Annotated in this window: 22 protein-coding genes and 1 tRNA gene; 11 read left to right on the top strand and 12 right to left on the bottom strand. The window is 64.5% G+C overall.

Translation table 11 applies throughout. The features are described 5' to 3' along the window. Positions 1–83: 83 nt before the first annotated feature. Complete coding sequence (locus ASD75_RS14400; RefSeq protein ID WP_056746598.1) at positions 84–587, bottom strand: hypothetical protein; 504 nt, start codon at positions 585–587, stop codon at positions 84–86. Between the two features lie 195 nt (positions 588–782). On the opposite strand from ASD75_RS14400, the gene ASD75_RS14395 reads away from it, so the two are divergent. Beyond that, positions 783–4,340: an EAL domain-containing protein gene (locus ASD75_RS14395; RefSeq protein WP_235511625.1), complete on the top strand. Its 3,558-nt coding sequence runs from the start codon at positions 783–785 to the stop codon at positions 4,338–4,340. A 43-nt stretch (positions 4,341–4,383) separates the two neighbouring features. Here the strand turns inward: ASD75_RS14395 and ASD75_RS14390 are convergent, their stop codons facing one another. The 3 genes from ASD75_RS14390 to ASD75_RS14380 form a co-directional block, all read right to left on the bottom strand. After that, positions 4,384–5,022, bottom strand: coding sequence for a YitT family protein (locus ASD75_RS14390; protein ID WP_056746596.1), 639 nt, complete (start codon positions 5,020–5,022; stop codon positions 4,384–4,386). Between the two features lie 184 nt (positions 5,023–5,206). Continuing rightward, entirely contained in the window at positions 5,207–6,088 is an 882-nt protein-coding gene (locus ASD75_RS23930; protein WP_200947602.1) for a DUF3703 domain-containing protein, read from the bottom strand. Between the two features lie 3 nt (positions 6,089–6,091). Then, positions 6,092–6,763: a cation transporter gene (locus ASD75_RS14380; protein WP_056746595.1), complete on the bottom strand. Its 672-nt coding sequence runs from the start codon at positions 6,761–6,763 to the stop codon at positions 6,092–6,094. Between the two features lie 73 nt (positions 6,764–6,836). On the opposite strand from ASD75_RS14380, the gene ASD75_RS14375 reads away from it, so the two are divergent. From ASD75_RS14375 to ASD75_RS14360, 4 genes are all read left to right on the top strand, one after another. Further along, positions 6,837–7,301: a Cd(II)/Pb(II)-responsive transcriptional regulator gene (locus ASD75_RS14375; protein WP_056746741.1), complete on the top strand. Its 465-nt coding sequence runs from the start codon at positions 6,837–6,839 to the stop codon at positions 7,299–7,301. 157 nt (positions 7,302–7,458) lie between these two features. Next, complete coding sequence (locus ASD75_RS14370; RefSeq protein WP_015014693.1) at positions 7,459–8,259, top strand: ABC transporter permease; 801 nt, start codon at positions 7,459–7,461, stop codon at positions 8,257–8,259. 40 nt (positions 8,260–8,299) lie between these two features. Then, positions 8,300–9,313, top strand: coding sequence for an MlaD family protein (locus ASD75_RS14365; RefSeq protein ID WP_056746593.1), 1,014 nt, complete (start codon positions 8,300–8,302; stop codon positions 9,311–9,313). Then, complete coding sequence (locus tag ASD75_RS14360) at positions 9,310–9,999, top strand: hypothetical protein (protein WP_056746591.1); 690 nt, start codon at positions 9,310–9,312, stop codon at positions 9,997–9,999. Before ASD75_RS14365 ends, ASD75_RS14360 begins: the two co-directional genes overlap by 4 nt. A gap of 135 nt (positions 10,000–10,134) precedes the next feature. On the opposite strand, the gene ASD75_RS14355 is transcribed toward ASD75_RS14360, so the two are convergent. The 5 genes from ASD75_RS14355 to ASD75_RS14330 form a co-directional block, all read right to left on the bottom strand. Then, positions 10,135–10,512 carry a hypothetical protein gene (locus ASD75_RS14355; RefSeq protein WP_082565025.1) on the bottom strand — a complete coding sequence of 126 codons (378 nt, stop codon included), beginning with the start codon at positions 10,510–10,512 and terminating at the stop codon, positions 10,135–10,137. A gap of 147 nt (positions 10,513–10,659) precedes the next feature. Next, complete coding sequence (locus ASD75_RS14350) at positions 10,660–10,845, bottom strand: hypothetical protein (protein WP_056064060.1); 186 nt, start codon at positions 10,843–10,845, stop codon at positions 10,660–10,662. A gap of 788 nt (positions 10,846–11,633) precedes the next feature. Continuing rightward, a tRNA-Ser gene (locus ASD75_RS14340) sits at positions 11,634–11,723 on the bottom strand. An 85-nt stretch (positions 11,724–11,808) separates the two neighbouring features. Continuing rightward, positions 11,809–12,726 (bottom strand): SPFH domain-containing protein, encoded by a 918-nt coding sequence (locus ASD75_RS14335; RefSeq protein WP_056746586.1) that lies wholly within the window; start codon positions 12,724–12,726, stop codon positions 11,809–11,811. Between the two features lie 40 nt (positions 12,727–12,766). Beyond that, entirely contained in the window at positions 12,767–13,192 is a 426-nt protein-coding gene (locus ASD75_RS14330) for an NfeD family protein (protein ID WP_056746584.1), read from the bottom strand. 146 nt (positions 13,193–13,338) lie between these two features. Here ASD75_RS14330 and ASD75_RS14325 point away from each other — a divergent pair, with 146 nt between their 5' ends. Beyond that, positions 13,339–15,705: an arginine/lysine/ornithine decarboxylase gene (locus ASD75_RS14325; RefSeq protein ID WP_056064046.1), complete on the top strand. Its 2,367-nt coding sequence runs from the start codon at positions 13,339–13,341 to the stop codon at positions 15,703–15,705. Positions 15,706–15,885: 180 nt separating this feature from the next. Next, positions 15,886–16,446: a fasciclin domain-containing protein gene (locus ASD75_RS14320; protein ID WP_056746581.1), complete on the top strand. Its 561-nt coding sequence runs from the start codon at positions 15,886–15,888 to the stop codon at positions 16,444–16,446. An 89-nt stretch (positions 16,447–16,535) separates the two neighbouring features. Here the strand turns inward: ASD75_RS14320 and ASD75_RS14315 are convergent, their stop codons facing one another. Beyond that, positions 16,536–17,399 (bottom strand): DNA ligase, encoded by an 864-nt coding sequence (locus ASD75_RS14315; protein WP_056746579.1) that lies wholly within the window; start codon positions 17,397–17,399, stop codon positions 16,536–16,538. A gap of 95 nt (positions 17,400–17,494) precedes the next feature. Beyond that, positions 17,495–18,295 (bottom strand): enoyl-ACP reductase FabI, encoded by an 801-nt coding sequence (fabI, locus tag ASD75_RS14310; protein ID WP_056064037.1) that lies wholly within the window; start codon positions 18,293–18,295, stop codon positions 17,495–17,497. A gap of 104 nt (positions 18,296–18,399) precedes the next feature. Between fabI and ASD75_RS14305 the strand changes: the two genes are divergently transcribed. The 4 genes from ASD75_RS14305 to ASD75_RS14290 are packed head-to-tail and all read left to right on the top strand — an operon-like array spanning position 18,400 to position 24,059. Further along, positions 18,400–20,229: an extracellular solute-binding protein gene (locus ASD75_RS14305; protein WP_082565033.1), complete on the top strand. Its 1,830-nt coding sequence runs from the start codon at positions 18,400–18,402 to the stop codon at positions 20,227–20,229. Positions 20,230–20,240: 11 nt separating this feature from the next. Then, positions 20,241–21,284, top strand: a complete 1,044-nt coding sequence (locus ASD75_RS14300) for a microcin C ABC transporter permease YejB (RefSeq protein ID WP_056746577.1) — start codon at positions 20,241–20,243, stop codon at positions 21,282–21,284. A 22-nt stretch (positions 21,285–21,306) separates the two neighbouring features. Beyond that, a complete protein-coding gene (locus ASD75_RS14295; protein ID WP_056746739.1) occupies positions 21,307–22,353 on the top strand; it encodes an ABC transporter permease in 1,047 nt (348 codons plus the stop codon). Next, positions 22,350–24,059: an ABC transporter ATP-binding protein gene (locus tag ASD75_RS14290; protein ID WP_369817492.1), complete on the top strand. Its 1,710-nt coding sequence runs from the start codon at positions 22,350–22,352 to the stop codon at positions 24,057–24,059. Before ASD75_RS14295 ends, ASD75_RS14290 begins: the two co-directional genes overlap by 4 nt. A gap of 130 nt (positions 24,060–24,189) precedes the next feature. Here ASD75_RS14290 and ASD75_RS14285 read toward each other — a convergent pair whose 3' ends face one another. Next, a complete protein-coding gene (locus tag ASD75_RS14285) occupies positions 24,190–24,789 on the bottom strand; it encodes a lipocalin family protein (RefSeq protein ID WP_056746575.1) in 600 nt (199 codons plus the stop codon). Positions 24,790–25,086 lie beyond the last annotated feature (297 nt).

Genomic DNA, 25,086 nt, shown 5'->3' with positions numbered 1-25,086 from the left:
GAAAAAACAGTGCGCTGCCGCCCAACGAACCCCGTTGTTCAGGGGCCATCAGGCTATGGCAGACGCACTTCGGGCGTCGGAGATCAGGCGATGGGTGGTTTGATGGCCAGCGCCGCAGGGGCGCTGTCAAACTGCGCGGAGGCCAGGGGCAGCAGGGCTCCGGCGGGCAGGGGGGCGGGGGTCAGCGATGCGGGCAGGCCCAGCATGGCCGAGTGGCAGATTTCGCAGGCCGAGCAGCTGGCGCTGTGGTGGTCGTGGTCGTCGCCCGATTTGCAGCCCGCATCGGGGTTCTGGCAGGCCGCAGAGTGGCTGGCGGTGTGGTCGATGCCGGGCTCAGCGGCCGGGGCGCCATGGTGGGCGTGGGCGTCGGCGGGTGCCACGCCCTCGGCCTGCGCCAGGGTTGCGGAATGATCGTGGGGATGGCCCTGGTCGTGGGCCATGCCTTCCGCCGTAAGCTGATGGGTCTCGGTATGCTGCGCGGCGCCTGCAGGCAGCAGCGGAGCCACAATGCCCGCCGCCATGGCCGTGCCCGTCAGGCCCCGAAGGACCAGCACCACCATCAGCAGGAAGAAAAAGCCGCGACGCATGCTTCAATGATACGGCGGAGCCGCTCAAGGTTCCGCAGGTAACCACTTTCTGGCGCTGCGGGCAACCCTGCGCAAATCGTGAATGCCTTTTCCGACCATGGGCAGTAACATGTGACGAAACATGTCTGCCCGTTGGTCAGCGGCTGTCGGCAGATATGTGCTCAAGCGTTCTTTCTCTTGCACAGAAAGGTCGGTATGCCCTCATGGGTCGCTGGAATGTGGAGCACCTTGTCTGCGCGGATTCGCTGGCTGGTGCTGTGGGCCACGCTGCCAGCGGTGCTGCTGGTGGTGTACCAGGCACGGGCCCACCGCACAGATGCGATTGCTGCGGCCGAAGAGCGCGCGCTGCAGACCCTGCAGTCGGTGGCTGCCACCCAGCAGCGGCTGATCCAGAACACCCGCCAGTTTCTGCAGCAGCTGGCCGCCATGCCGCAGGTGCACGACCCTTCAGTGCCCCAGTGCGGGCGCTACCTGGCCGAAGTGCTGTCGCTTAATGCCACCTACGTCAACATTGGCGTGCCACGGGCGGACGGCGAACTGCTGTGCAATGCGCGTCCGCTCAAGGCGCCTGTCAACGTCGCCAACCGCCCATATTTTCAGCAGACGATTTCGGGGCGGGACTTTGCGGTGGGGAGCTTCCAGGTGGACCGTGCCGCCCAGGTGGCCAGTGTCAACTTTGCCTACCCGGTGATACCGCCCGGCACGCAGGAGGTGGTGGCGGCCGCCGTGGCGGTGGTGTCGCTGGAGTGGTGGAGCCGGCGGCTCACCGACCTGGGGCTGCCGGACGGCGCGGTGGCCCGGGTGTCCGACCCTGAGGGGCGCGTGCTGGCGCGCTATCCCCCCGACGCCAGCGAGCTGGGGGCGCCGTTTGCCGATGCCGAGTTCCGCGCCCTGGTGCTGCAAACGCCCCAGGGGCAGCGCCAGCGGTACCGCCCTGATGGTGTGCCAGAGCTGGTGGTGTTCCAGCCGCTGATCGAGGCGGGCGGCAAACCGGTGGCCACCATGAGCCTGGCCGTGCCGCTGGACGACCTGTACGCCGCGGCCAACAGCCGCATGTGGACCGAGATGGCGTTCTTGCTGGGCGGCCTGGTGCTGTCATTTGCCGTGGCGCAGGTGGGCGTGCGGCGCGGCGTGATGCGGCCCCTGAGGCGCCTGATGCACGCCACGGACGAGCTGGCCGAGGGGCGCTATGTATCGCGAGTTCCCGCCACGGGCCTGCAGGAGCTGACCGAGCTGGGCCGCCGGTTTGACCGCATGGCCCTGACGCGACAGAAAGCCGAGGCCGAACTGCGCCAAAGCGAAGAAAACCTGGCCATCACGCTGCTTTCCATCGGCGATGGCGTGATCGCCACCGATGCGCAGGGCCGCATCACCCGCATGAACGTGGTGGCCGAGCGCCTGACAGGCTGGCCGTTGGCACAGGCCATGGGCCAGCCGTTGCCCGAGGTGTTCCGCATCATCAACACCGGTACCCGCGAGCCGCAGGTGGACCCGGTACAGCTGGTGATGGACCGGGGCCAGGTGGTGGCATTGAGCAACCACACCACGCTGCAGGCCCGGCATGGCGCCGAGTACCACATTGCCGATAGCGCCGCTCCCATTCGCAACTCCCAGGGGCAGATCGTGGGGGTGGTGCTGGTGTTCAGCGACGTGAGCGAGTCTTACCGCGTGCGCCGCAAGCTGGAGGACAACGAGGCGCGTTTTCGCACCCTCACCGCGTTGTCGTCCGACTGGTACTGGGAGCAGGACGCGCAGTTTCGCCTCACGCATGTGGAAGGCCGGGCCGATGACCGACTGGTGCAGGAGGCCGCGCTGCACATGGGCAAGACGCGCTGGGAGCTGGCCGCACCGGGCATGAGCGACGCGCTGTGGGAAGAGCACCGCGCGCTGCTGGAGCGCCACCAGGAGTTCCGCGACTTCGAGTTCGAGCGCCGCGACCAGCAGGGCTGCTCGTACTGGGTGTCCATCAGCGGCACGCCCGTGTTTGATGACGACGGTGTGTTTTGTGGCTATCGGGGCGTGGGCAAGGACATCTCCGCCCGCAAGCGCGACGAGAACGAGCTGCGCATTGCCGCCATTGCGTTCGAGTCGCAGGAGGGCATGATCGTCACCGGCGCGGACACCCTCATCCTGCGCACCAACCGCGCGTTCAGCCGCATCACCGGCTACAGCGCCGACGAGGTGGTGGGCCGCCGCACCAGCCTGCTGGCCTCGGGCCACCATGACAAGGCATTTTTTGATGCCATGTGGGCCAGCCTGGCCAGCACTGGCGAGTGGAAGGGCGAGCTGTGGAACCGCTGCAAGAGCGGCGAGGTGAACCTGCACTTCATGGCCATCACCGCCGTCACGGACCAGCACGGGGTGCTCACGCACTATGTCGCCACCCTCAATGACATCACCCAGCGCGCGGCTGCGGCGCGGGAGATCGAGCACCTGGCGTTCTACGACCCGCTCACCCACCTGCCCAACCGCCGCCTGATGATGGACCGGCTGCAGCAGGCGTTTGCCACCAGTGCGCGCTCAGGCCTGCAAGGGGCGCTGCTGTGCCTGGACCTGGACCACTTCAAGACCCTGAACGACACCCTGGGCCACGACATGGGCGATGTGCTGCTGCAGCAGGTGGCCCAGCGGTTGACGGCCTGTGTGCGTGAAGGTGACACCGTCGCGCGGCTGGGTGGTGACGAGTTTCTGGTGCTGCTGGAAGACCTGGGCGCACTCGCCACGGACGCTGCCGAGCAGGCGCAGATGGTGGGCGAAAAGATTCTGGCCGCGCTCAACCAGCCCTACCAGCTCGCATCACACCATGTGCACAGCACCACCAGTGTGGGCGCAGTGCTGTTCAGCGGCCAGGCGCAGACGGTGGAAGATGTGGTCAAGCACGCCGACCTGGCCATGTATGCTGCCAAGACCGCCGGGCGCAATGGCATCCGCTTTTTTGACCCGCGCATGCAGGCCGCCGTCACTGCCCGCGCGGCGCTGGAGAATGATCTGCGCACGGCCCTGGAACAGGGCCAGTTCACACTGCACTACCAGGTGCAGGTGGGCTGCGGCAAGCATGTGGTGGGGGCCGAGGTACTGATCCGCTGGAACCACCCGGCGCGCGGCATGGTGCCGCCGTTCGAGTTCATCCCGCTGGCCGAAGAGACCGGGCTGATCCTGCCCATCGGCCTGTGGGTGCTGCAGACCGCCTGCAGCCAGCTGCGCCGCTGGCAGGACCACCCTGCCACGGCCGACCTGCAACTGGCGGTGAATGTGAGCGCGCGCCAGTTCCGCCAGGCCGACTTCATGGAGCAGGTGGTGGCCGTGCTGCGGCAGACCGGCGCGCGGCCCGACCGCCTGAAGCTGGAGCTGACCGAGAGTCTGGCGCTGGACAACGTGGACGACACCATCGCCAAGATGAATGCACTGCGCGCGCTGGGCCTGCGCTTTTCGATGGACGACTTCGGCACCGGCCAGTCGTCGCTGTCGTACCTCACGCGGCTGCCGCTGGACCAGCTCAAGATCGACCAGAGCTTTGTGCGCAACATTGGCATCCAGCACACCGACGCGCTCATCGTGCAGACCATCATCGGCATGGCGCAGAGCCTGGGCATCGACGTGATTGCCGAGGGGGTGGAGACCGAGGCGCAGCGCGCGTTTCTGGAGCGCCACGGCTGCACACTGTGGCAGGGCTACCTGTTCAGCCGCCCGGTGCCCATCGAGGTGCTGGAGCACCGGCTGCACAGTGGGCTGGGCTGGCAGGTGTCCACGTAGAAGGTGTGTCTCTGCAGGGCGCTCAACCGCCCTTGGCCGGGGCCTACACCGCCATGTAGCGGCCCGGCCGGTGGTTCATGGCCAGCACCAGGTTGAGCGCCACGGCGCCCGCAATGGACCAAGCCACGCGCACGGGCTCCACCGTCCACAGGGCCAGCAGCACGATGCAGCAGTCCACCGCCATCTGCACCTTGCCTGCGCGCCAGCCGTAGCGGTCCTGCAGGTACAGCGCCGCAATGCCCACGCCGCCCAGGCTGCAGCGGTGGCGGAACAGCACCAGAAACCCCGTGCCCGTGATCAGCCCGCCCGCAATGGCGGCATACAGCGGCTGCAACTGCGCGAACTGCAGCAGTTGCGACTGCAGCTCGGTCAGCAGCGACAACAGCAGCACCGCGATGAAAGTCTTGACGGTGAAGGCCCGGCCCAGCTTGCGCAGCGCCAGCCAGTAAAACGGCAGGTTGAGCACAAAGAAGATCTTGCCAAAGCCGATGCCCGTGGCGTAGTGCAACAAGAACGCCAGCCCCGCCGTGCCACCCGTGAGCAACCCCGCGCTGGTGAAAAACGCCACCCCCACCGAGATGAGCAGCACCCCGGTGAAGATGGCCACGGCGTCTTCCGTCAGGCTGTGGGGCACGACCAGCGGGGCGGGGGCTGTGGGGGCGGCAGGGGAGCGGGATGGCATGGGCAAAGGGCAAAGGGATGAAGGCTGTGCTCGCGGCCCCCGGGGCAGAGGGCGGCGCACAGGCATGGGATTGGACCATGCAAGCCCCATGCCGGGCTTGTCGTGCGTCAACTTCCGGGTGCCAGCTTGCCATCGCGCCGGTCAACCGCTTACTCCTGATTTGATAGCTACCAGCGCATATGATTCAAGCGCCAGCATCGGTTTTTGGCTGAAATTGGGTGGCCGATAGGCTGGCAGCCGCCAAAGCACCGTCGATCAGCCGCGTGATGTGCGGCTGCGGCGCCATAGGCGCCAGCGCACTGACCTGCGCCCGGCCCGTGTTGCCGATGGGCAGCCGCGCCAGCGCGTGGCCCAGGGGCACCAGTGCCAGCCGCAGTACCTGTCCGCCGGCCTCGCGCAGGTCGCGCAACTGCAGGGCGTAGCGCAGCATGGCGCTGTGTGACCGCCAATGCAGGGACAGCGTGGTCTGCCCCAGCACGTGCGCGGCCTCCAGCCAGTGCCAGCGGGCGGCAGGCGGTGCGCCGGCATCGCGCGCAAACGCTGCCAGCAGGTGGTCGAATGCGCGCCCCCTCTGCAAGGGGTCAGCCATGGGTGCTGCAGCGTGGCGTGCCGCCAGCTGGCGCCAGCGCCGTTGTCGGTGCCGGTAGAACACCTGGGCAAACGCCGCGCTCAGGGGCGTCATCAGCCAGGGCAGGTGGCGCGCGACCACGTCGATGTCGTCGGTATAGAGCGTGCGGCCGCCCCGCAGCGGCTGCAGCGTGATGCGGTGGTCCCAGCGCCGCATCAGCGTGCCCTCGCCGTTGTCGCGCAGCGTGGGCCAGGCACCGGCCTGGGCAGATGGCTCGATGGAGATGCGCACGGTTTGCGAGCCCATGGGCAGTAGCCCCAGCAGCCGCATCTGCAACGGCAGATCACCGGGAGACCAGTGGGTGGGCCAGGGCGCGCCGCCAGGGCGCTTGAACCGCACCAGAGGCGCCGTGATGTGGCGGAACACTGATGTGCTTTGCAGTTGCGCAGCCACCCATTCGGGCGGTGCATGGAGCGGAGTGGACAGGCGTACGCGCATGGATCAGTGCCCGTGTGCTGCGGGGACGCCGGCGGTGCTGGCCAGCTCCTGCCGCGCGTGGCGGATCACGCTCCAGCCGCCGCTGATGGCCAGGCCCGCCATGACGGCCGCCACCGCCAGGTCGGGCCAGGCCGTGCCCGTGCCCAGCACCCCCAGCGCGGCCGCCATCACGGCCAGGTTGCCTAGCGCGTCGTTGCGCGTGCACAGCCACACGCCGCGCATGTTGGCGTCACCCTCGCGCCAGGCGTAGAGCAGGGCGGCCACACCCAGGTTGGCCGCCAGCGCCAGCAGGCCCACACCACCCATGGTGAAGGGCTCGGGCGGAACCCCTTGCCACACCCCCCAGGCCACCCGGCCGATCACGAACACGCCAAACGCCAGCATGCTGGCGCCTTTGAGCAGCGCGGCGCGCGCGCGCCAGGTCAGCGCCATGGCCAGCACCCACAGCGACAGGCCATAGTTGGCCGCATCGCCCAGAAAGTCGATGGCGTCGGCCAGCAGCGACGCCGAGCCCGAGTGGGTGCCCGCGCCCAGTTCCACCACAAACATGGCGGCGTTGACGACGAGCGCAATCCACAGGATGCGGCGGTAGCGCGGGTCTGCGCTGGCGGGGGCATCGTGGCTGTGGCCGGGAGCGCTGTGGTCGTGATGGCCGTGATGGCAGTGGGCGGACATGGTGTTTTCTCCTGGCGGTTTTGGAAAGCGATGGCATCATTGGAAACCTTAAAGTCACTTGAAGGTCAAGCCCATGGATCCCCACGCTGCACAGTTCCGGATTGGCGAGGCCGCCCAGCAGTCCGGCGTGTCGGCCGCCAACATCCGGTACTACGAAAAAGAGGGGCTGCTGCCGCCCGGTGCGCGCGGCGACAACAGCTACCGCCTGTACAGCAGCGCCGACGTACACCAGCTGCGGTTTATCCGCCTGTGCCGCGCCATGGACATGTCGCTGGACGAGGTCAGGACCTTGCTGGCGCTGGACTGGGACAGCAAGACCGACTGCCATGCCGCCTGCGACACGCTGGATGCCCACCTGGTGCATGTGCGCACCCGCCTGGCCGAGCTGCAGGCGCTGGAGGCCGACCTGCAGGCGCTGCGCAGCCGCTGTGATGGCGCGGACGCCACCTGCCGCATCATCGAAGCGCTGCATGCGCGGGCTGACGCGCAGCCCGTGGGCGTCAACGCCCTTCCCGGCCAGGGCAAGCGCCATGTGTGAGCAGTTGTTGTACGGCGTGGCTGCGTGTGCGCTATTTGCTATTTAATTGATAGCTGCTTGGGCATATGTTTGTAACGCTACCGCCCGAAAATGGCCCAAATATCTCCAGAGGCCTGCCATGGGCTGCCCTGGCGCATGCCCCCGCTATGATCCGCCCATGATCTCGCGCCTTCCCGGCCTCTCCCTGCCCGAACGTGTGTGGAACACGGCGCGGCGCTGGGCGGTGGCCTGGTGGCGCATCCTGTACCTGGGCGCGGTGGTGCTGGTGCTGGTGTTGTCGCCGTCCAGCTACGGCAAGGGCACCCGCCGCGCGCTGGCCCGGCACCTGTACCTGGACACGGCGCCTGTGCTGCTGGGCTTCACGGTGCTGGCGGCGCTCATCAGCCTGGTGCTCACGCGCATTGTGGTGGTCACGGCGCTGAGCTACGGGCTGTCGCGCTATGCGCTGGAGATGGTGATCCGCGTGCTGGTGCTGGAGCTCATCCCGCTCACAGCCGCCTTGTTTGTGGCCATGCGCTGCACCATTCCCAACGGCTCGCAACTGGCGCACCTGCGGCTCACGGGCCGGTTCGAGGCGCTGCGCCGCCAGGGCTCTGACCCGGTGCGCATCGAACTGCTGCCCCGCGTGATTGCCGGGGTGTTTGCCTGCGTCACGCTGGCTGCGCTCAGTTGCGTGGTGGCGCTGGTGCTGGCGTACCTGGGGGTGTACGGCTTCAACATGGCGGGGCTGCCGAGCTACACGCGCATGTTCGGCCAGGTGTTTTCGCCCAGCGTGACCATGGTGTTTGTGCTCAAGACCCTGTTCTTCAGCCTGGCCGTGGCGCTGATCCCCATGGCTGCCGGGCTGTATGACAGCGGCGAACGCACCCAGCCCGACTCGGAACTGGGCGGCCTGGCCCGCATGTTTGCGGTGCTGCTGCTGATCGAGGTGGCCTCGCTCATGGGCAACTACTACTGACGGCCCGCGCCGGTCGCACCCACCCGCATAAACCCACGACATGAACGACCATCCTCCTCCCCCATCGCATAGCCCCGCCGGGGCCGACGCGCCTCCGGTCGAGACCCTGCGCCCGGTGGCCTATCTGGAACTCAAGGCTGCGGCGCTGCTGTTGTTCACCCTGGCCCTCATCGTGGGTTCGGGCCTGTACCTGCTGTATGCGCGGGGCGCTTTTGAGCCCACGCAGACGCTGGTGCTGACGGCCGATGACTCCGAAGGCGTGGTGGTGGGCATGGACATGACCTTCTCGGGCTTTCCCATTGGCCGCGTGCGGCGCATCGAGCTGGCCGAATCGGGCAATGCCCGCATCCTGGTGGACGTGCCCCGCAAGGACGCGCACTGGCTGCGCGAGTCCAGCGTGTTCACGCTGGTACGCGGTCTGGTGGGGGGCACCAACATCCGGGCGTACTCTGGCATCCTGACCGACCCCGCACTGCCCGATGGTGCCGTGCGGCCGGTGTTGCGCGGAGATGCCACGGCGGAGATCCCGCAGCTCATGGCCACCGCGCGCGAGCTGCTGACCAACCTGAACGCCCTGACGTCGCCCGACGCCGCGCTGGGCAACACCCTGACCAACGTCAAGGCCCTCACGGAGCGCCTGAACGGGCCCGGCGGCGCCCTGGGCGTGTTGATGGGCAACGAAGCCGATGCGAAGAAGATTGTGGCCACGCTGGAGCGCACCAACGCGCTGCTGGCGCGCCTGGACGGCATGGCCGCCCGCGCCGACAAACAGGTGTTTGGCAGCGAGGGCAACAAGGACGCGCTGGTGCCTGAGGTGCGTGCCACCGTGGCCCAGCTCAATGGTTTGTTGTCCGACACCCGCACCAGCCTCAAGAAGGTGGATGCCGTGCTGGTGGAGGCCCAGGCCATTGGCGCCAATGCCCGCGAAGCCACGACGGACCTGGGCGCGTTGCGCGCCGAGGTGGAAAGCAATCTGCGCAAGGTGGAAAGCCTGGTCAACGAGATCAACCGCAAATGGCCCTTTGCACGCGACACGGAGCTGAAGCTGCCATGAACCCCTCTGCTGCACCTCGTTTGCGGGCTGCATTGCGGCTCCTGTCCATCGGCTGTGCCTTCGCATTGGCTGCGTGTTCCAGCCAACCCCCGGTGCCTGACTGGCAGATGAACGCCCAGGGCGCGTCCCAGAAGGCCATCGAGGCCTACCTGTCCGGCAACGCGCGCGTGGAGAAGCTCGAATGGGACCGGGCCCGCGCCGAAGTGGCGCGCACGGGTCGCCCCGATCTGCTGGCGCGCGTGGAGCTGATGCGCTGCGCGGCCCAGATGGCGAGTCTGGTCACCGAACCGTGCGAGCGTTTTGAGGCCTTGCGCGCCGATGCCGCCGCACCCGAGCAGGCCTACGCAGACTATCTGGCGGGCCGCGTGCAGGCCGGCCAGGTGGCTCTCTTGCCACCGGCGCAGCGTGCGGTCGCCACGGCAGGCAACGCTGCCAGCTTGGCGGGCATTGCCGACCCCCTTTCGCGCCTGGTGGCGGCGGGCGTGTTGTTGCAGACGGGGCACGCCAGCCCGGCAGTCATCGCCACAGCCACCGATACCGCGTCGGCACAGGGCTGGCGCAGGCCGCTGATGGCATGGTTGCTGCTGCAGGTGCAAAGGGCAGAGGCTACCGGGGACACTGCGGCAGCCGATGCGTTGCGCCGTCGCGTGGGGGTGGTGGAGCAGTCGGGGTCTACGTCTCGATAGCGTTGGCCGCCATGCTAGGGAGTCGGCAGGTAACGAGCCGGGGCGGGGCAAAAAAGCCGCCCCAGTTGCTTCAGCAACCGCCTCAAGCCATTGACCAGGCCGCCAGAAGCTGCATTGCCGCTGCTGGTGGCTTCGTCAGCGCAGGCGAGCCTGCAACTGGGTCTCGATGTCGTCTCGCTCCATGGCGAACTGCTGGGGGCTGATCTCGTTGGACTCCAGCTTGCGGGCCACAGACAGCAGCAGCACCGTGTTTTCGAGACGTGTGTCTTGTTGCAGGGAGGGGGGCAGGGCGGTCAGGCGGTCAAAGCTTTGCTTGTAAAGCTCGCTCCAGCTCATGGCCCCTGCCTGGGCCTGGGCCCTGGCACCGTCGTACCAGCGCGAGAACTCGTCCAAGGCGTTGTCGCGGGGACTGGAACAGCCCGCCACAGCGGCCAGCAACACCATCGAACCCCAGAATTTCGGGGAGTGAATCAAGGAAAAACGGTTTGCAGAGATGCGAAAACGTGTGGTCACGATCGTCCTCCATTCCAGAATGCCACCGAAAAGTCCCGGTGTGCAGCGCCGAATGGTACCCCGATGCTATGCTTTTTGCTACTGTGTTGCTGTTTGGACCCACACGCGCTGCAGCGCAGCGCCAGCCACTCCTGCACGCATCACAACTCAGTGGTCCAGAAAGCTGGTGGACAAAATCTGGTCGAGCCCGGTAAGCCCGTGCGACATCGAATCCACAGACTGCACGGCCACGTCCGGCATCAGCAATGACACCGCCGCCAGCACTGCCAGCACCACGGTTCCGATGAACGCTATCAACGCGCGCGCTCCCGGCGGTAAGGAATGGCGTTTCATGGTGAAGTCCTTTTGAAAAAGGGGTGGGGGCCGCAATGACCTCCCGGTGCAACCTCAATGGCTGCTGGCTAGGATTTCAGCAAAGTGCCGCAGTTCCGCGTGTAAGACAAGTGCCATAACAGGGCTCCATGGGCAACTGTTACGGCCTGTTGCCTTTACAAACCTGCCAGAAACGTTCCGCGCCCTGCCAGCGTCCGGAGGTCCGGTTCAGGGCCTTGAGTGGGAGGCGGATGGAGTGCCAAGCGGACGGACTGCAGAGGGCTCCTGTAGAGCCGTCCAGCGGTCATCGCGGCATGCATAGATCAGGGCGCGGGCGTCTGAATCCACGCGGTGATCTGGGCAATGGCTTCCTGCTCGATGCCAATGAAGCCGGGCCAATGTTGGCCTGCACACTCATCACCGATGGGGGTTGGCGCCGCCATGGACCACCATGAGCTTTTTGACCGGCGCCCGCGCCAGCCCTCTCAGAATGGCGGGCGTATCGCTGGCCTGGCAGTGTTCGCAGCCATCCCTGGCATGGTGGTAGACCAGCCTGGGACCTGTATGGCCTGCAGGTCCAGTGTGGGCACTGCACCCGGCGTGCTCCTGCGCACCACGCTGGAGGTCAGCCCCAGCCCCGCAATCGCTGGGTCGTTGACATGAATGGCCATGGCTGTCGCGGACACTGTCATGCGCCGAGCGGGGCGCACAGTCGTTGATGTTCAGCCCAAAGCGCCGGGGTCCTGTGCGCAAAAAGCCAGCCCCCACAACAAAAAACCCAGGTGACCGGAATCACCTGGGTTGATATGTGGCGGAGAGGGCGGGATTCGAACCCGCGGTGGGGATTAGCCCACACACGCTTTCCAGGCGTGCGACTTAAACCGCTCATCCACCTCTCCGAAGCCCTCTATTATAGCCACAGGATTGGGTGCATTCCGGTCACTGATCGGTATCGCCTGAAAATTTCAGTGGGCCGCCGCTTTGTCAGCCTGCCTTGTTGGATGTCTGCACCATCTTCATCGCCGAGCCGATCAGCGCCGACACCTCGGTCATGTTGCTGGGCACGATGAGGGTGGTGGTGGCGTCTGACGCGACTTGGCTGTAGGCATCCACGGCTTTTTCAGCCACCTTGAGCTGCACGGCCTGCTCGCCGCCGGGCTGGCGGATTGCTGCGGCCACGCGTTCGATGGCCTGGGCGTTGGCTTCGGCCACGGCCTTGATGGATTCGGCTTCGCCCTGGGCCTTGTTGATGACGGCCTGTTTTTCGCCCTCGGAGCGGGCGATGAAGGCCTCGCGTTCGCCCGTGGCGATGTTGATCTGCTCCTGGCGGCGCCCCTCAGACGCAGCGATCAGTGCGCGCTTCTCCCGCTCCGCAGTGATCTGGGCCTGCATGGCGTGCAGGATTTCCTTGGGCGGGGTCAGGTCCTTGATTTCATAACGCAGCACCTTCACACCCCAGTTCAGAGCGGCTTCGTCGATGGCCTGCACCACCTGCGCGTTGATGATGTCGCGCTCTTCGAAGGTCTTGTCGAGTTCGAGCTTGCCGATGACCGAGCGCAGCGAGGTCTGCGCCAGCTGGGTCACGGCCATGATGTAGTTGCTCGACCCATAGCTGGCGCGCATCGGGTCGGTGACCTGAAAGTACAGGATGCCGTCCACCTGCAGCTGCGTGTTGTCGCGCGTGATGCAGACCTGGCTGGGCACATCGAGCGGAATTTCCTTCAGGCTGTGTTTGTAGGCGACCTTGTCCACAAAGGGGATCAGAAAGTTCAGCCCGGGGGTCAGCGTGCCCGCATATTTGCCCAGGCGTTCCTTGACCCAGGCGTTTTGCTGGGGCACGACCTTGACCGAGCGGGCGATGAAGATCACAGCAATGATCAGGATGACGATGGCAATTTCCATGGGAAGCCTTTCTTGGGTATCGACAGGGAGTCTGCGGTGTTTACAGCGGGTCCACCAGCAAGCGGTTGCCCACCAGCTCGGCGACGCGATGCATGCCAGTAGACGGGGTGACGCCGGGGCGGTGCATAGCCGTCCATTGGGCGCCCCGGTACTTCACGGTGGTGGTGCCGTCGGGGCTCCAGCTTTCGATGAGGATGGTTTCGCCTACATCCATGTTCACGCTGCGGTCCGCACGTGCAGACGGATCGCCGGGGCGCTTTCTCCGCAGCAGGTAGCAGGCCACGACAGCCCCGCCGCCCACAATGGCGGCAGACACCATCTGCATTGCGGACGCCAGCCCCAGGTGGGCGGCCACGGCGGCGGCTACCAGCCCCAAGGCCACCATTAGCAAATAGAACGTGCCGGTGAGCAGTTCTGCGACGACCACGGCCCCTGCTGCCAGCCACCAGATGGTGGATGCCTCCATGTAGAACCTCCTTGTGTGGTTGTGTTTAGTGCACCACATTCTGGGTCAAAAGGATGGCAGTTCAAAGGCGCGTCAACGTTATTCCTTACACTTCGCGCCTATTTCGTTTTTTGGCCGGGCAGGCCACGGCTCCTTGGAGGCTGCGCATGAAGTTTCGCTTTCCCATCATCATCATCGATGAAGACTATCGTTCCGAGAACACCTCGGGGCTTGGCATTCGTGCGCTTGCACAGGCCATTGAGGCCGAGGGCTTTGAAGTGGTCGGGGTCACCAGCTATGGCGATCTCTCGCAGTTTGCGCAGCAGCAAAGCCGCGCCAGTGCCTTCATCTTGTCCATCGACGATGAAGAATTCTCCGAGGGCGAAGGGCTGGACCCCATCGTGCTGAGCCTGCGCAACTTCATTGGCGAGGTGCGCCGCAAGAACGCCGAAGTGCCCATTTATGTGCACGGTGAGACCAAGACCAGCCGCCACCTGCCCAACGACATCCTGCGCGAGCTGCACGGCTTTATCCACATGTTCGAGGACACCCCCGAATTCGTGGCGCGCCACATCATCCGCGAGGCCAAGAGCTACCTGGAGAGCGTGCAGCCACCGTTCTTCAAGGCGCTGCTGGACTACGCCGAAGACGGCTCGTACAGCTGGCACTGCCCCGGTCACTCCGGCGGCGTTGCGTTCCTGAAGAGCCCCGTGGGCCAGATGTACCACCAGTTCTACGGCGAAAACATGCTGCGCGCCGACGTTTGCAACGCGGTGGAAGAGCTGGGCCAGCTGCTGGACCACAACGGCGCCATTGGCGAGAGCGAGCGCAACGCCGCGCGCATCTTCAATGCCGACCACTGCTTCTTTGTGACCAACGGCACGTCCACATCCAACAAGATGGTGTGGCACCACACTGTGGCGCCCGGGGATGTGGTGGTGGTGGACCGCAACTGCCACAAGTCCATCCTGCACAGCATCATCATGACCGGGGCCGTCCCGGTGTTCATGAAGCCCACGCGCAACCACTTCGGCATCATCGGCCCCATCCCGCAAAGCGAGTTCGAGCCCAAGGCCATCGAGGCCAAAATCAAGGCAAACCCGCTGCTCAAAGGCGTGGATGCCAAGAAGGTCAAGCCCCGCGTGCTGACGCTCACGCAGTCCACCTACGACGGCGTGCTGTACAACACTGAGACCATCAAGGGCATGCTCGATGGCTATGTGGACAACCTGCACTTTGACGAGGCCTGGCTGCCGCACGCAGCGTTCCACCCGTTCTATGGCAGCTACCACGCCATGGGCAAAAAGCGCACGCGCCCCAAACATTCGGTGACGTACGCCACACAGTCCATCCACAAGCTGCTCGCCGGTATCAGCCAGGCATCGCATGTGCTGGTGCAGGACTCGCAGACCACCAAGCTCGACCGCCACCTGTTCAACGAGGCGTACCTGATGCACACCAGCACCAGCCCTCAGTACAGCATCATCGCCAGCTGCGATGTGGCCGCCGCGATGATGGAGCCGCCCGGCGGTACCGCGCTGGTGGAAGAAAGCATTCTGGAGGCACTGGACTTCCGCCGCGCCATGCGCCAGGTGGAAGAAGAGTTCGGCAAGAACGATTGGTGGTTCAAGGTCTGGGGCCCTGAAAAGCTCACCGACGAGGGCATTGGTCGCGCAGAAGACTGGATCATCCGCAGCGACAGCAAGAGCAAGAAGGGCAGCAAGTGGCACGGCTTCGGCCAGCTGGCTGACGGCTTCAACATGCTGGACCCGATCAAGTCCACCATCGTCACGCCGGGCCTGAGCCTGGACGGCAAGTTCGACAAGACTGGCATCCCCGCGTCCATCGTGACCAAGTACTTGGCCGAGCACGGCGTGGTGGTGGAGAAGACGGGCCTGTACAGCTTCTTCATCATGTTCACCATCGGCATCACCAAGGGCCGCTGGAACACGCTGCTGACTGCGCTGCAGCAGTTCAAGGACGACTACGAGAAGAACCAGCCCATGTGGCGCATCCTTCCCGAGTTCTGCCAGCAGCACAAGCGCTACGAACGCATGGGCCTCAAGGACCTGTGCCAGCATGTGCACGAGATGTACGCCAAGTACGACATCGCGCGCCTGACCACCGAGATGTACCTGTCGGACCTCACGCCCGCCATGAAGCCCTCGGATGCGTACGCGCACATTGCGCACCGCACCACCGAGCGCGTGGAGATCGACCACCTGGAAGGCCGCATCACTGTGGGCCTGGTCACACCGTACCCCCCAGGCATTCCGCTGCTGATCCCGGGCGAGGTGTTCAACAAGAAGATCGTGGACTACCTCAAGTTCGCGCGCGAATTCGCCAAGCTGTGTCCGGGCTTTGAGACCGATATCCACGGCCTGGTGGAAGTGGAAGACGAGAACGGCCAGGTGCGCTACTACGCGGACTGCGTGGCAGAGCAAGGCAAGACCGGCAAGAACCCCAAGCCACTGGCGACCGCCAAGAACCTGGTGCAGGTGGGCGACGACGGCCCGTACGGGCGCAACGTGTAAGAACGTCTTCGCGCTGGTGTGTGGGTGCACCAGCGTCTCGAAAATCGCTCCCCCGGCATGGCTGGCGGAGCGATTTTTTTGTGCATTTGAATCCGCTGTTGTGGTGCTGCCGTATTGACTGTCAGCCGCGTGGTTTTCATGCGGTGACGACTGTCTTCACACACCTCTCAGGAGATTCCCATGACCCTTCGATTCAACGCCCGCCTTGCCACCATCGCCCTCACCGCAGCCATGGCCGCTGCCGCAGTGCCTGCCGCGGCACAGGTCATGGTGGGCGGTGCGCCCATGCTGGCCAGCAAGGACATCATCGACAACGCCGTGAACTCCAAGGACCACACCACCCTGGTGGCTGCGGTCAAGGCGGCTGGCCTGGTGGAGACGCTGAAAGGCCCTGGTCCGTTCACCGTGTTTGCGCCCACCAATGCGGCGTTTGCCGCATTGCCCGCCGGCACGGTGGACACGCTGCTCAAGCCCGAGAGCAAGCCCACTCTGACCAAGGTGCTCACCTACCACGTGGTAGCGGGCAAGTACGACGCTGTTGCGTTGTCCAAGATGATTGCTGACGGCAAAGGCATGGCCAGTCTCAAGACGGTGGCGGGCGGTACGCTCACCGCCAAGGCCAGCGGCAATGCCGTCATGGTGACGGACGAAAAGGGCGGTACGGCGACGGTGAGGATTGCCGACGTGTACCAGTCCAACGGCGTGATCCACGTGGTGGACAAGGTCCTGTTGCCGAACTGACTGCGCAGCTGATGGGAACTGCAGCCTGCCTGCCGTGCATGGCCGGTGCATCGCCGGGCCGAGCTAAGTCAGGGGTTGCTGTGGCCCCGTCAGCGAACCGGCGGCATGTCCTCTCGCACCCGCACAAAACTCGCGAAGCGCGGCACTCCGCTGTCGTGGGCGCCCCGAAAGCGGTAGGTCACCCAGCTGCCCACGGGCGGCGGGTGATCGCGCTCGGCGTCGGTCAACCCTGCGCCCAGCCGGAACCGCTGGCCCGAAGGCATCTCCACCACCAGGGCACCCAGCCGCCCCGCGTGGCGGCCTTGGCCGGGCAGATGGGCCACCACACGGGCCTCGGTGTCTTCGTGGGTCTTGACCTTGATGAGATCGTCACTGCGACCTGCGCGGTACATCGATGCGCCACGGTGCAGCATCAGTCCTTCGCCACCCGCACGCACGGTGCGCAGTAGCAACTTCTGGAGTGCGGCGTCACTCGCCACACGCTGTTGTGGCACCGCCTGCACCCAAGCCTGGTCCAGCGCTTCGACCAGCTTGTTCAGTGCAGGAAGGCGCTGGTCAAACGTGCCGCCATGGGCGGGCAGGTCAAACACCATAAAGCGCATCTCGCGCCATGCGGCATCGTCCGGCTGCTGCTGGCGTACGGTGGACTGGGCGTGGCTGAACCGGCCGCGTCCTGCCCACAGCTCGCCGTCCATGGGAGTTTCAGGCCAGCCGGCAGTGAACCATGCCGGGGCCGCCACGGTCTCACCACCCCGCGTGCGCAGCGTGTGGCCGTCCCAAAAGCCGCGCACGCCATCGTATTTTTCGCTCACCCAGTAGTCCGCCAGCCGCATGCCGGGGCGGTACACATTGGCCAGCAACAGGGCGGGTGCATCGGCGGCCCAGGCCTGGGGTATTGCAAGTGCCGCCAGGGGTGCAAGGCCCATACAGGCCAGCCAGTGTCTGCGGAGCATAGATTGGGTGGTGCTATCAAAAAAATAGCTTCTAGCGCATGATTTATGTGCGCTAGAAGCCAATTACGTAGTGAGCGTGTAGCCCTGGTGAGGATTTACACCTGGTCGGCGCTCAGGCCCGCTGTCTGGCTGAAGCCGCCATCCACATAGGTGATCTCGGCGGTCATGCCCGAGGCCAGGTCCGACAGCAGGAAGGCCGCCACATTGCCCACGTCCTCAATCGTGACGTTGCGACGCAGGGGCGAGGCATCGGCCACGCGGCTGAGCAGCTTGCCAAAGTCCTTGATGCCGCTGGCAGCCAGCGTCTTGATGGGGCCTGCGCTGATGCCGTTGGCGCGGATGCTGCGGCCGTCTTCGGTGCGGCCCACGGCCTCTGCCAGGTAGCGCACGCTGGCTTCCAGGCTGGCTTTGGCCAGACCCATGGTGTTGTAGTTGGGGATGGAGCGCAGCGCGCCCAGGTAGCTCAGTGTCAGCAGCGACGACTTGTCGTTCAGATAGGGCAGGGCCGCCTTGGCCATGGCCGGGAAGCTGTAGGCGCTGATGTCGTGTGCAATGCGGAAGCCTTCGCGGCTCAGGCCGTCCAGAAAGTTGCCCGCAATCGCTTCGCGCGGTGCAAAGCCGATGCTGTGCACAAAGCCGTCAAACTTCGGCCAGGTCTGCGACAGATCCGCGAACATCCGCGCGATCTGCTCGTCGCTGGCCACGTCGCAGTCAAACACCAGCTGGGAGTTGAACTCGGCCGCAAAGTCGGTGATGCGGTCCTTGAAGCGCTCGCCCACGTAGCTGAACGCCAGTTCGGCGCCTTGCTCGTGGCAGGCCTTGGCAATGCCGTAGGCGATGGAGCGGTTGGACAGCACGCCCGTGATGAGCAGCTTCTTGCCGGTCAGAAAACCCATGTGAAATCTCCTTGTGGAATAGCGGAATGCAGGCTTGGCGCCCGGTGCATGTGGATATGCGGCTTTGGCTGCAAGCCCCTGCGAACGTAGTGCAGAATTGTCGCATGCGCCTTGTAGCAGTCTGTTCTCGCTGGGCCCGCACGGTGCTGTGTGCTGTGTGTGGCATTGTTGTTGGCCCAACCTCTTGGGCCGCACATGCTTATTCACAGTTTGGCGACGTGAAGTACCCGCCTGACTTTACCCATTTTGACTATGTCAATCCCGACGCTCCGAAGGGAGGCGAGATACGCTTGGTCCCGCCCATCGCGGTCACCAACTTCGACAAATTCAATCCGTTCACTTTGAAAGGAACCCCGCCTGCAGGGATGTTGGATTTGGTTTTCGAGTCCTTATTGACCGGTAATTCGGAGGAGCCATCTACAGGGTATGGCTTGCTCGCAGAAGATGTGGAGGTGCCGTCGGATGGCCTGTCAGCAACCTTCCGCATTCGCAAGGAAGCGCGATTCAGCGATGGGTCCGCAGTGATGGCCGCCGATGTGGTCCATTCTTTCAACACCCTGATGAGCAAGCAGGCATCGCCGCAGTTCAAGACGATCTTTGGGGATATCAAGATGGTCCGAGCGTTGGATGAGCGCTTGGTCAAATTTGAATTCGCAAGTTCCAATCGAGAACTCCCGCTGCTGGCGGGAAGTGTGCCGGTCTTCAGTCGGAAGTGGGGGGCTGGAAAACCTTTTGATGCTGTCATCACAGAATTACCGATTGCATCGGGACCTTATCGGCCATCCAGTGCTCAATTGGGGCGCGATATTACTTATGTTCGTGACAAAAGTTATTGGGGTGCTGCTTTGCCGGTGCGTAAAGGGCAATATAACTTCGACCGAATTACCTACAAGCTTTACCTCGATGACACCAGCCGCTTTGAAGGGCTCAAAGCGGGCGAATATGACTTGAAGCGGGAATTCATTTCTAAAAACTGGGCGCGTCAATACAAAGGCAAAGCGTTCGACTCTGGAGCAGTCAAGAAGCAGGTTTTCGAGCACCGCAACCCTGGTGACTTTCAGGGCTACACATTCAACCTGCGAGATCCCAAGTTCAAGGACATTCGAGTTCGCAAGGCCATTGCTTTAACGATGGATTTCGAATGGCTCAATCGACAGATGTTTTATGGCTTGTACAAGCGGGTGGAGGGGTATTTTCCGAACAGTGACTTCCACGCGTCTGGGTTGCCGGGGCCTGCGGAAATGGCTTTGCTAGAGCCGTTGCGCGACAAGTTAACCCCCGATGTTTTTGGCCCAGCTTTGCGATCACCCAGCACTCTGCCTCCATCTAGCTTGCGGGACAACCTGCGCCAAGCCAAACAGTTGCTTGCGGAGGCCGGGTGGGTCTACCGTGATGGAGCCTTGAGAAACGCGCAAGGTGAGGCGTTCGAGATGGAGTACCTGAACGCACAGCCATCCTCGGTGCGGCTGGTCAGTCCCATGCAGATTGCATTGAAAAAGCTGGGTATCAATCTAAAGATACGCAATGTCGATGGGGCTCTCTATCAGCAGCGAATGGATGAGTTTGAATTCGAGCTGGGCAGCCTTCGCATTCCTGGGCGAAATTCTCCAGGCAGCGATCTTTTTGAGTACTTTGGCTCCAAAGCCGCCGTGACGCCTGGCTCAGCCAATATGTGGGGGATTGCAGATCCTGCGGTGGACAGCCTGATTCGCTCAGTGCTCTCAGCCAAGACCAAAGCTGACGTGTCTGCCGCGATGCGCGCGCTTGATCGCGTTTTGTCGCACGGCTACTACTCGATCCCGCAGTGGTATAGCGATGAGTTTTTTGTAGGCTATCGGCCCGCAGGTTTTGTACTGCCCCCGACAATTCCCCCCTATTACCAGCCGGACTCTTGGGCTGCCGCCACGTGGTGGGCTTCGCCAACCAACCGCTAGGGTCTCACAGCATGTTCAGCTACATACTCAAACGCATCTTGTTGATGGTGCCCACGTTGCTGGGGGTGCTGCTGCTGACGTTTGTGGTCATCCAGTTTGTGCCAGGCGGGCCGGTGGAGCAACTGGTGTCGCAGTTGCAGGGGCGCTCTTCTGGTGGGGAGGGCGCTTCGCCGAGTTCAGGGGCGGGAGGGGATTACCGTGGCCGCCAAGGGTTGAGCCCTAAGCAACTTGAGGAAATTAAGGCGCTGTACGGGTTCGACAAGCCCGCGCATGAGCGCTTCGCGCAAATGCTGTGGTCGTTTGCACGGTTTGACCTGGGGCAGAGTTTCTATCAACGAAAAGCCGTCTGGGACCTTGTCCGTGAAAAGCTCCCCGTCTCCATCAGCCTGGGCCTCTGGACCTTCTTCATCAGCTACCTCGTCGCCGTGCCGTTGGGCGTGGCCAAGGCGGTGCGGGCCGGGTCGCGGTTTGACCTGGTGACCACGCTGCTCATCCTGCTGGGCTACGCCATTCCGGGCTTTGTGCTGGGTGTGGCGTTGCTGGTCATCTTTGGCGGGCAGCTGCAGTGGTTTCCGCTGCGGGGGCTCACTTCGGCCAACTGGGACGAGCTGTCCTGGGGTGCGCGCATCGTGGACTATCTGTGGCACATCACGCTGCCGGTGATCGCCATGGTGCTGGGCAGCTTTGCCGTGACGGCCATGCTGACCAAGAACGCGTTCCTCGAAGAGATCCGCAAGCAGTACGTGCTGACGGCCCGTGCCAAGGGCCTGAGCGAGCGGCAGGTGCTGTGGAAGCATGTGTTCCGCAACGCGCTCATCCCCATCATCACCGGGTTTCCCGCTGCCTTCATCGGTGCGTTCTTTGCGGGCTCGCTGCTCATCGAAACCCTGTTCTCGCTCGATGGCCTGGGCCTGCTCAGCTATGAGAGCGTGATCCGCCGCGACTACCCCGTGGTGCTGGGCACGCTGTATTTGTTCACGCTGATCGGGCTGGTCACCAAGCTTGTCAGCGACCTTTGTTATGTGTGGGTGGACCCGCGCGTGAAGTTTGACTAGCCCGAACGAACCCATGGCCCTGATGAGTTCTGCTCCCGCATCGCCTTCGCTCTCGCCCTCCCGCCGCGCGTGGCTGCGTTTCAAGCGCAATCGCCTGGGGTACTGGAGCCTGCTGATCTTCTGCGCCCTGGTGCTGGTGAGCCTGTGTGCCGAGCTGGTCAGCAACGACAAGCCTCTTATCGTGCGCTACGAGGGGCAAACCTACTTCCCCATGCTCAAGGACTACCCCGAAAAGACCTTCGGCGGAGACTTCGAGACACCAACCGATTACCTGGACCCCTTCATCAAGGAGCGCCTCTCCGCTGGCAGCAACTGGGCGCTTTACACCTTGAACCCCTACGGCCCCAACACGCTCAATTACTTCGCAAAGGCACCCAACCCCTCGGCGCCCACAGCGGACAACTGGCTGGGGACGGACGACCGCGGACGTGATCTGCTGGCGCAGCTGCTGTACGGATTCCGCGTGAGTGTGCTGTTTGGTCTGGCGCTCACCATCACAGGCGTGTTGCTGGGCATGCTCACCGGCGCCATCCAGGGCTTTTTTGGCGGCAAGACCGACCTGGCGTTTCAGCGCTTCATCGAAATCTGGGGCTCCATGCCCGAGCTGTATCTGCTCATCATCTTCAGCGCGGTATTCGCGCCCAGCATTGCGCTGCTGCTCATCTTGCTGAGCCTGTTTGGCTGGATGGGGCTGTCGGACTATGTGCGGGCCGAGTTCTTGCGCAACCGCCAGCTTGACTATGTGAAGGCGGCGCGCGCCCTGGGGGTGAGCAATATCCAGATCATCTGGCGCCACATCCTTCCCAACAGCTTGACGCCCGTGGTCACGTTTTTGCCCTTCCGCATGAGCGGGGCCATCCTGGCGCTCACATCGCTGGATTTTCTGGGCCTGGGTGTGCCGCCTGGCACGCCCTCGCTGGGCGAGTTGCTCAGCCAGGGCAAGAACAGCATTGATGCGTGGTGGATATCGTTGTCCACCTTCGGCGTGCTGGTGGTCACCTTGTTGTTGCTGACCTTCATGGGGGACGCGCTGCGCGATGCCCTCGACCCGCGAAAGGCAGACCAATGACGGCCCCCACGCTCGGCACTGGCGTGTCCTCGCTGCCCTCCGAGGGGGCGCTCGCCGCCTTGGGGCGGCCCGGCGGCGGCTCGGCTGCGGGTCTGCCGCTGTTGAGCGTCCACGACTTGCATGTGCGTTTCGGCTCCAAAGAGGTCGTGCGCGGCGTCAACTTCACGTTGGCTGCGGGCGAAAAGCTGGCACTGGTGGGCGAGTCCGGCTCGGGCAAGACCATCACGGCGTTGAGCCTGCTGCGATTGGCGGGCAATGCCGCCATCACCGGCCAGGCCCTGCTGCAAGGGCGGGGCGACCTGCTGGCGATGACCGAGCGCGAGATGCGCGGCGTGCGCGGCGGCGACATCGCCATGGTGTTCCAGGAGCCCATGACCGCGCTCAACCCGCTGATGACGATAGGCCAGCAGATCGCCGAAATCCTGTTGCTCAAGAAGGGGCTCACCGGCGCCCAGTGCGCGCAAGCCGCCATCGAGCTGCTGGCGCAAACCGGCATTCCCGAGCCCGCGCGCCGCGCCAACAGCTTTCCACACCAGCTCTCGGGCGGCCAGCGCCAGCGCGCCATGATCGCCATGGCCCTGGCCAGCGCGCCGAAGCTCTTGCTGGCCGACGAGCCCACCACCGCACTGGACGTGACCTTGCGGGGCCAGATCCTGGACCTGCTGAGCGACTTGCAGCGCCAGACGGGCATGGCGGTGCTGCTGATCACGCACGACCTGAATCTGGTGCGCCGCTTTGCCGACCGTGTGGCCGTGATGGAGCAGGGGGGGCTGGTAGAGCAGGGGCCAGTGGCCGAGGTGTTCGGCGCGCCCCAGCATGCCTACACCCGTCGCCTGATCGCCAGCCAGCCGCGCCGCGATGTGGTCGAGGCCGACCCACCCGCAGGCACTGCGCTGGTGGTGCAGACACAGGATCTGCGCGTGGTTTACCCCACGCCATTGCCGGGCATCAGGGGCTGGTTCAAGAAGGGCGAGTTTGTGGCCGTGCAAGGTGCCACGCTGCAACTGCTGCCCGGCCAGACGCTGGGCGTAGTGGGCGAATCCGGCTCGGGCAAGTCCACGCTGGCACAGGCCATCCTGGGGCTGCTGCCATACGCAGGTGAGTTGCAGGTGGGAGGGCAGGCGTGGCAACAGCCTGCCACGCGCAACACCCCCGCCAACCAGCAGCTGCGTCGCCGGGTGCAGGTGGTGTTCCAGGACCCGTTCTCATCGCTGTCACCGCGTCTCACAGTCGAAGAGATCGTGGGCGAGGGCCTGAAGGTGCATGAGCCCACACTGACCCTGGCCCAGCGCCGCGTGCGCGTCGAGGCCGCGCTGAACGAGGTGGGCCTGGCCGAGGCCCAGTACCCGCGTCTGCTCGAGCGATACCCGCATGAATTCTCCGGTGGCCAGCGCCAGCGGCTGGCCATTGCGCGTGCCCTGATCGTGCAGCCCCAGGTGCTGGTGCTGGACGAGCCCACCAGCGCGCTCGATGTGACCATCCAGCAGCAGGTGCTGGGCCTGCTGCAGCGCCTGCAAAAAGAAAAGGGCCTGAGCTACCTGCTCATCACCCACGACGTGGACGTGATCCGCGCCATGGCGCACGATGTGGTGGTGATGAAGGACGGCGCGGTGCTAGAAAGTGGCAGCGTGGCCGATGTGCTGGATGCCCCCCAGCACCCGTACACCCAGCGGCTGGTAGCTGCCGCCACAGTGCCTGGTGGGTGAGTTTCAGGCCAAATCTGCCGCAGGCGCTAGTGCAACATGTACTGGTTGCTATCATTTTTGATGATCTGATGCCGTCGGCGCCGAGCTGTTGACTGGGCGCCGCAAGCCTTCAGGCCCCGCCGCGCTGTCATCAGGTCCTGACCGCCACCCGGCGCGCATGTTGCTCTGCACCGGGCTGCGCCCAGACGATCTTGCTCACATCCACCCCCAGGGCCTTCGCGCGCTCCATCAGGTGTTCGCGCACATGCCAGGGCAGGGTGGGTGTGCGTGACAGTACCCAAAGGTAGTCGGTGCTGGAGCCCACCACCATCGCCCACTGGTAGTTTTCGTCCAGCGCCACCACGTTGTAGCCGCCATAAAACGGTCCGAAGAACGACACCTTGAGTGCGGCCCGGTCGGGGCTGTCCACAAACTCTGCCCGGCCTTCAGCCTCTCTCCACTGCTTGCGCACCGGGTCGTACCCTCGGTTCACCACCTTGATGGTGTTGTCCGCGTTGCGGCTGTACGTGGCGCTGGCCTGGGTCAGCCCCCGCTCAAATGAGTTTTCAATGCGCGCCAGCTCGTGCCAGTGCCCTGCATACCGGTCCACGTCAAAGCCCGTGACGGGTTGCACGCCATCCGGTGTGCGTGGCGTCGAGCACGCTGACAGCACCAGCACACCCATCAACGCAGCCGCGCCCACGATGAGTGGCCAGGGGGAGCGGCGAGGTGCGGTGCGGATGGCTTGCATGGCGGGTTCTCCTGTGTGTGGGTTCTGGTGTTGGGGCCAGCGCGTTGGCTGTGTCCCTCTTCTCGCAACCGACTGTAGGGACCGTAGAATGCGCCCGGTGTAGGAAGGCGCTGGCGCCCGGTGTCGGCGGTGTGGCGGGTCTGGTGTCCCTGTCGGGTCGTTGTCGCCGTAGCGTGGGGGTTGAGCAGCCCGCGTGCCGCATGTCCTGTGCGTTGTCACCGATGTATGCATGCAGCCTGCACCGTGCGGGGTTAGAGTGCTGCAGGGCAACGGCAGTGGGGCCTCTCCACCCCTCCT

The sequence above is a fragment of the Acidovorax sp. Root568 genome, from assembly GCF_001427445.1.
Lineage (GTDB): Bacteria > Pseudomonadota > Gammaproteobacteria > Burkholderiales > Burkholderiaceae_C > Acidovorax > Acidovorax delafieldii.
Note: the sequence above shows the minus strand (reverse complement) of the source record. Positions and strands in the feature narration are given on the sequence as shown.

Coding starts and splice junctions, on each gene's coding strand:
- ASD75_RS14400 (WP_056746598.1), bottom strand. CDS start 587: ATGCGTCGCGGCTTTTTCTTCCTGCTGATGGTGGTGCTGGTCCTTCGG.
- ASD75_RS14395 (WP_235511625.1), top strand. CDS start 783: ATGCCCTCATGGGTCGCTGGAATGTGGAGCACCTTGTCTGCGCGGATT.
- ASD75_RS14390 (WP_056746596.1), bottom strand. CDS start 5,022: ATGCCATCCCGCTCCCCTGCCGCCCCCACAGCCCCCGCCCCGCTGGTC.
- ASD75_RS23930 (WP_200947602.1), bottom strand. CDS start 6,088: ATGCGCGTACGCCTGTCCACTCCGCTCCATGCACCGCCCGAATGGGTG.
- ASD75_RS14380 (WP_056746595.1), bottom strand. CDS start 6,763: ATGTCCGCCCACTGCCATCACGGCCATCACGACCACAGCGCTCCCGGC.
- ASD75_RS14375 (WP_056746741.1), top strand. CDS start 6,837: ATGGATCCCCACGCTGCACAGTTCCGGATTGGCGAGGCCGCCCAGCAG.
- ASD75_RS14370 (WP_015014693.1), top strand. CDS start 7,459: ATGATCTCGCGCCTTCCCGGCCTCTCCCTGCCCGAACGTGTGTGGAAC.
- ASD75_RS14365 (WP_056746593.1), top strand. CDS start 8,300: ATGAACGACCATCCTCCTCCCCCATCGCATAGCCCCGCCGGGGCCGAC.
- ASD75_RS14360 (WP_056746591.1), top strand. CDS start 9,310: ATGAACCCCTCTGCTGCACCTCGTTTGCGGGCTGCATTGCGGCTCCTG.
- ASD75_RS14350 (WP_056064060.1), bottom strand. CDS start 10,845: ATGAAACGCCATTCCTTACCGCCGGGAGCGCGCGCGTTGATAGCGTTC.
- ASD75_RS14335 (WP_056746586.1), bottom strand. CDS start 12,726: ATGGAAATTGCCATCGTCATCCTGATCATTGCTGTGATCTTCATCGCC.
- ASD75_RS14330 (WP_056746584.1), bottom strand. CDS start 13,192: ATGGAGGCATCCACCATCTGGTGGCTGGCAGCAGGGGCCGTGGTCGTC.
- ASD75_RS14325 (WP_056064046.1), top strand. CDS start 13,339: ATGAAGTTTCGCTTTCCCATCATCATCATCGATGAAGACTATCGTTCC.
- ASD75_RS14320 (WP_056746581.1), top strand. CDS start 15,886: ATGACCCTTCGATTCAACGCCCGCCTTGCCACCATCGCCCTCACCGCA.
- ASD75_RS14315 (WP_056746579.1), bottom strand. CDS start 17,399: ATGCTCCGCAGACACTGGCTGGCCTGTATGGGCCTTGCACCCCTGGCG.
- fabI (WP_056064037.1), bottom strand. CDS start 18,295: ATGGGTTTTCTGACCGGCAAGAAGCTGCTCATCACGGGCGTGCTGTCC.
- ASD75_RS14305 (WP_082565033.1), top strand. CDS start 18,400: ATGCGCCTTGTAGCAGTCTGTTCTCGCTGGGCCCGCACGGTGCTGTGT.
- ASD75_RS14300 (WP_056746577.1), top strand. CDS start 20,241: ATGTTCAGCTACATACTCAAACGCATCTTGTTGATGGTGCCCACGTTG.
- ASD75_RS14295 (WP_056746739.1), top strand. CDS start 21,307: ATGAGTTCTGCTCCCGCATCGCCTTCGCTCTCGCCCTCCCGCCGCGCG.
- ASD75_RS14290 (WP_369817492.1), top strand. CDS start 22,350: ATGACGGCCCCCACGCTCGGCACTGGCGTGTCCTCGCTGCCCTCCGAG.
- ASD75_RS14285 (WP_056746575.1), bottom strand. CDS start 24,789: ATGCAAGCCATCCGCACCGCACCTCGCCGCTCCCCCTGGCCACTCATC.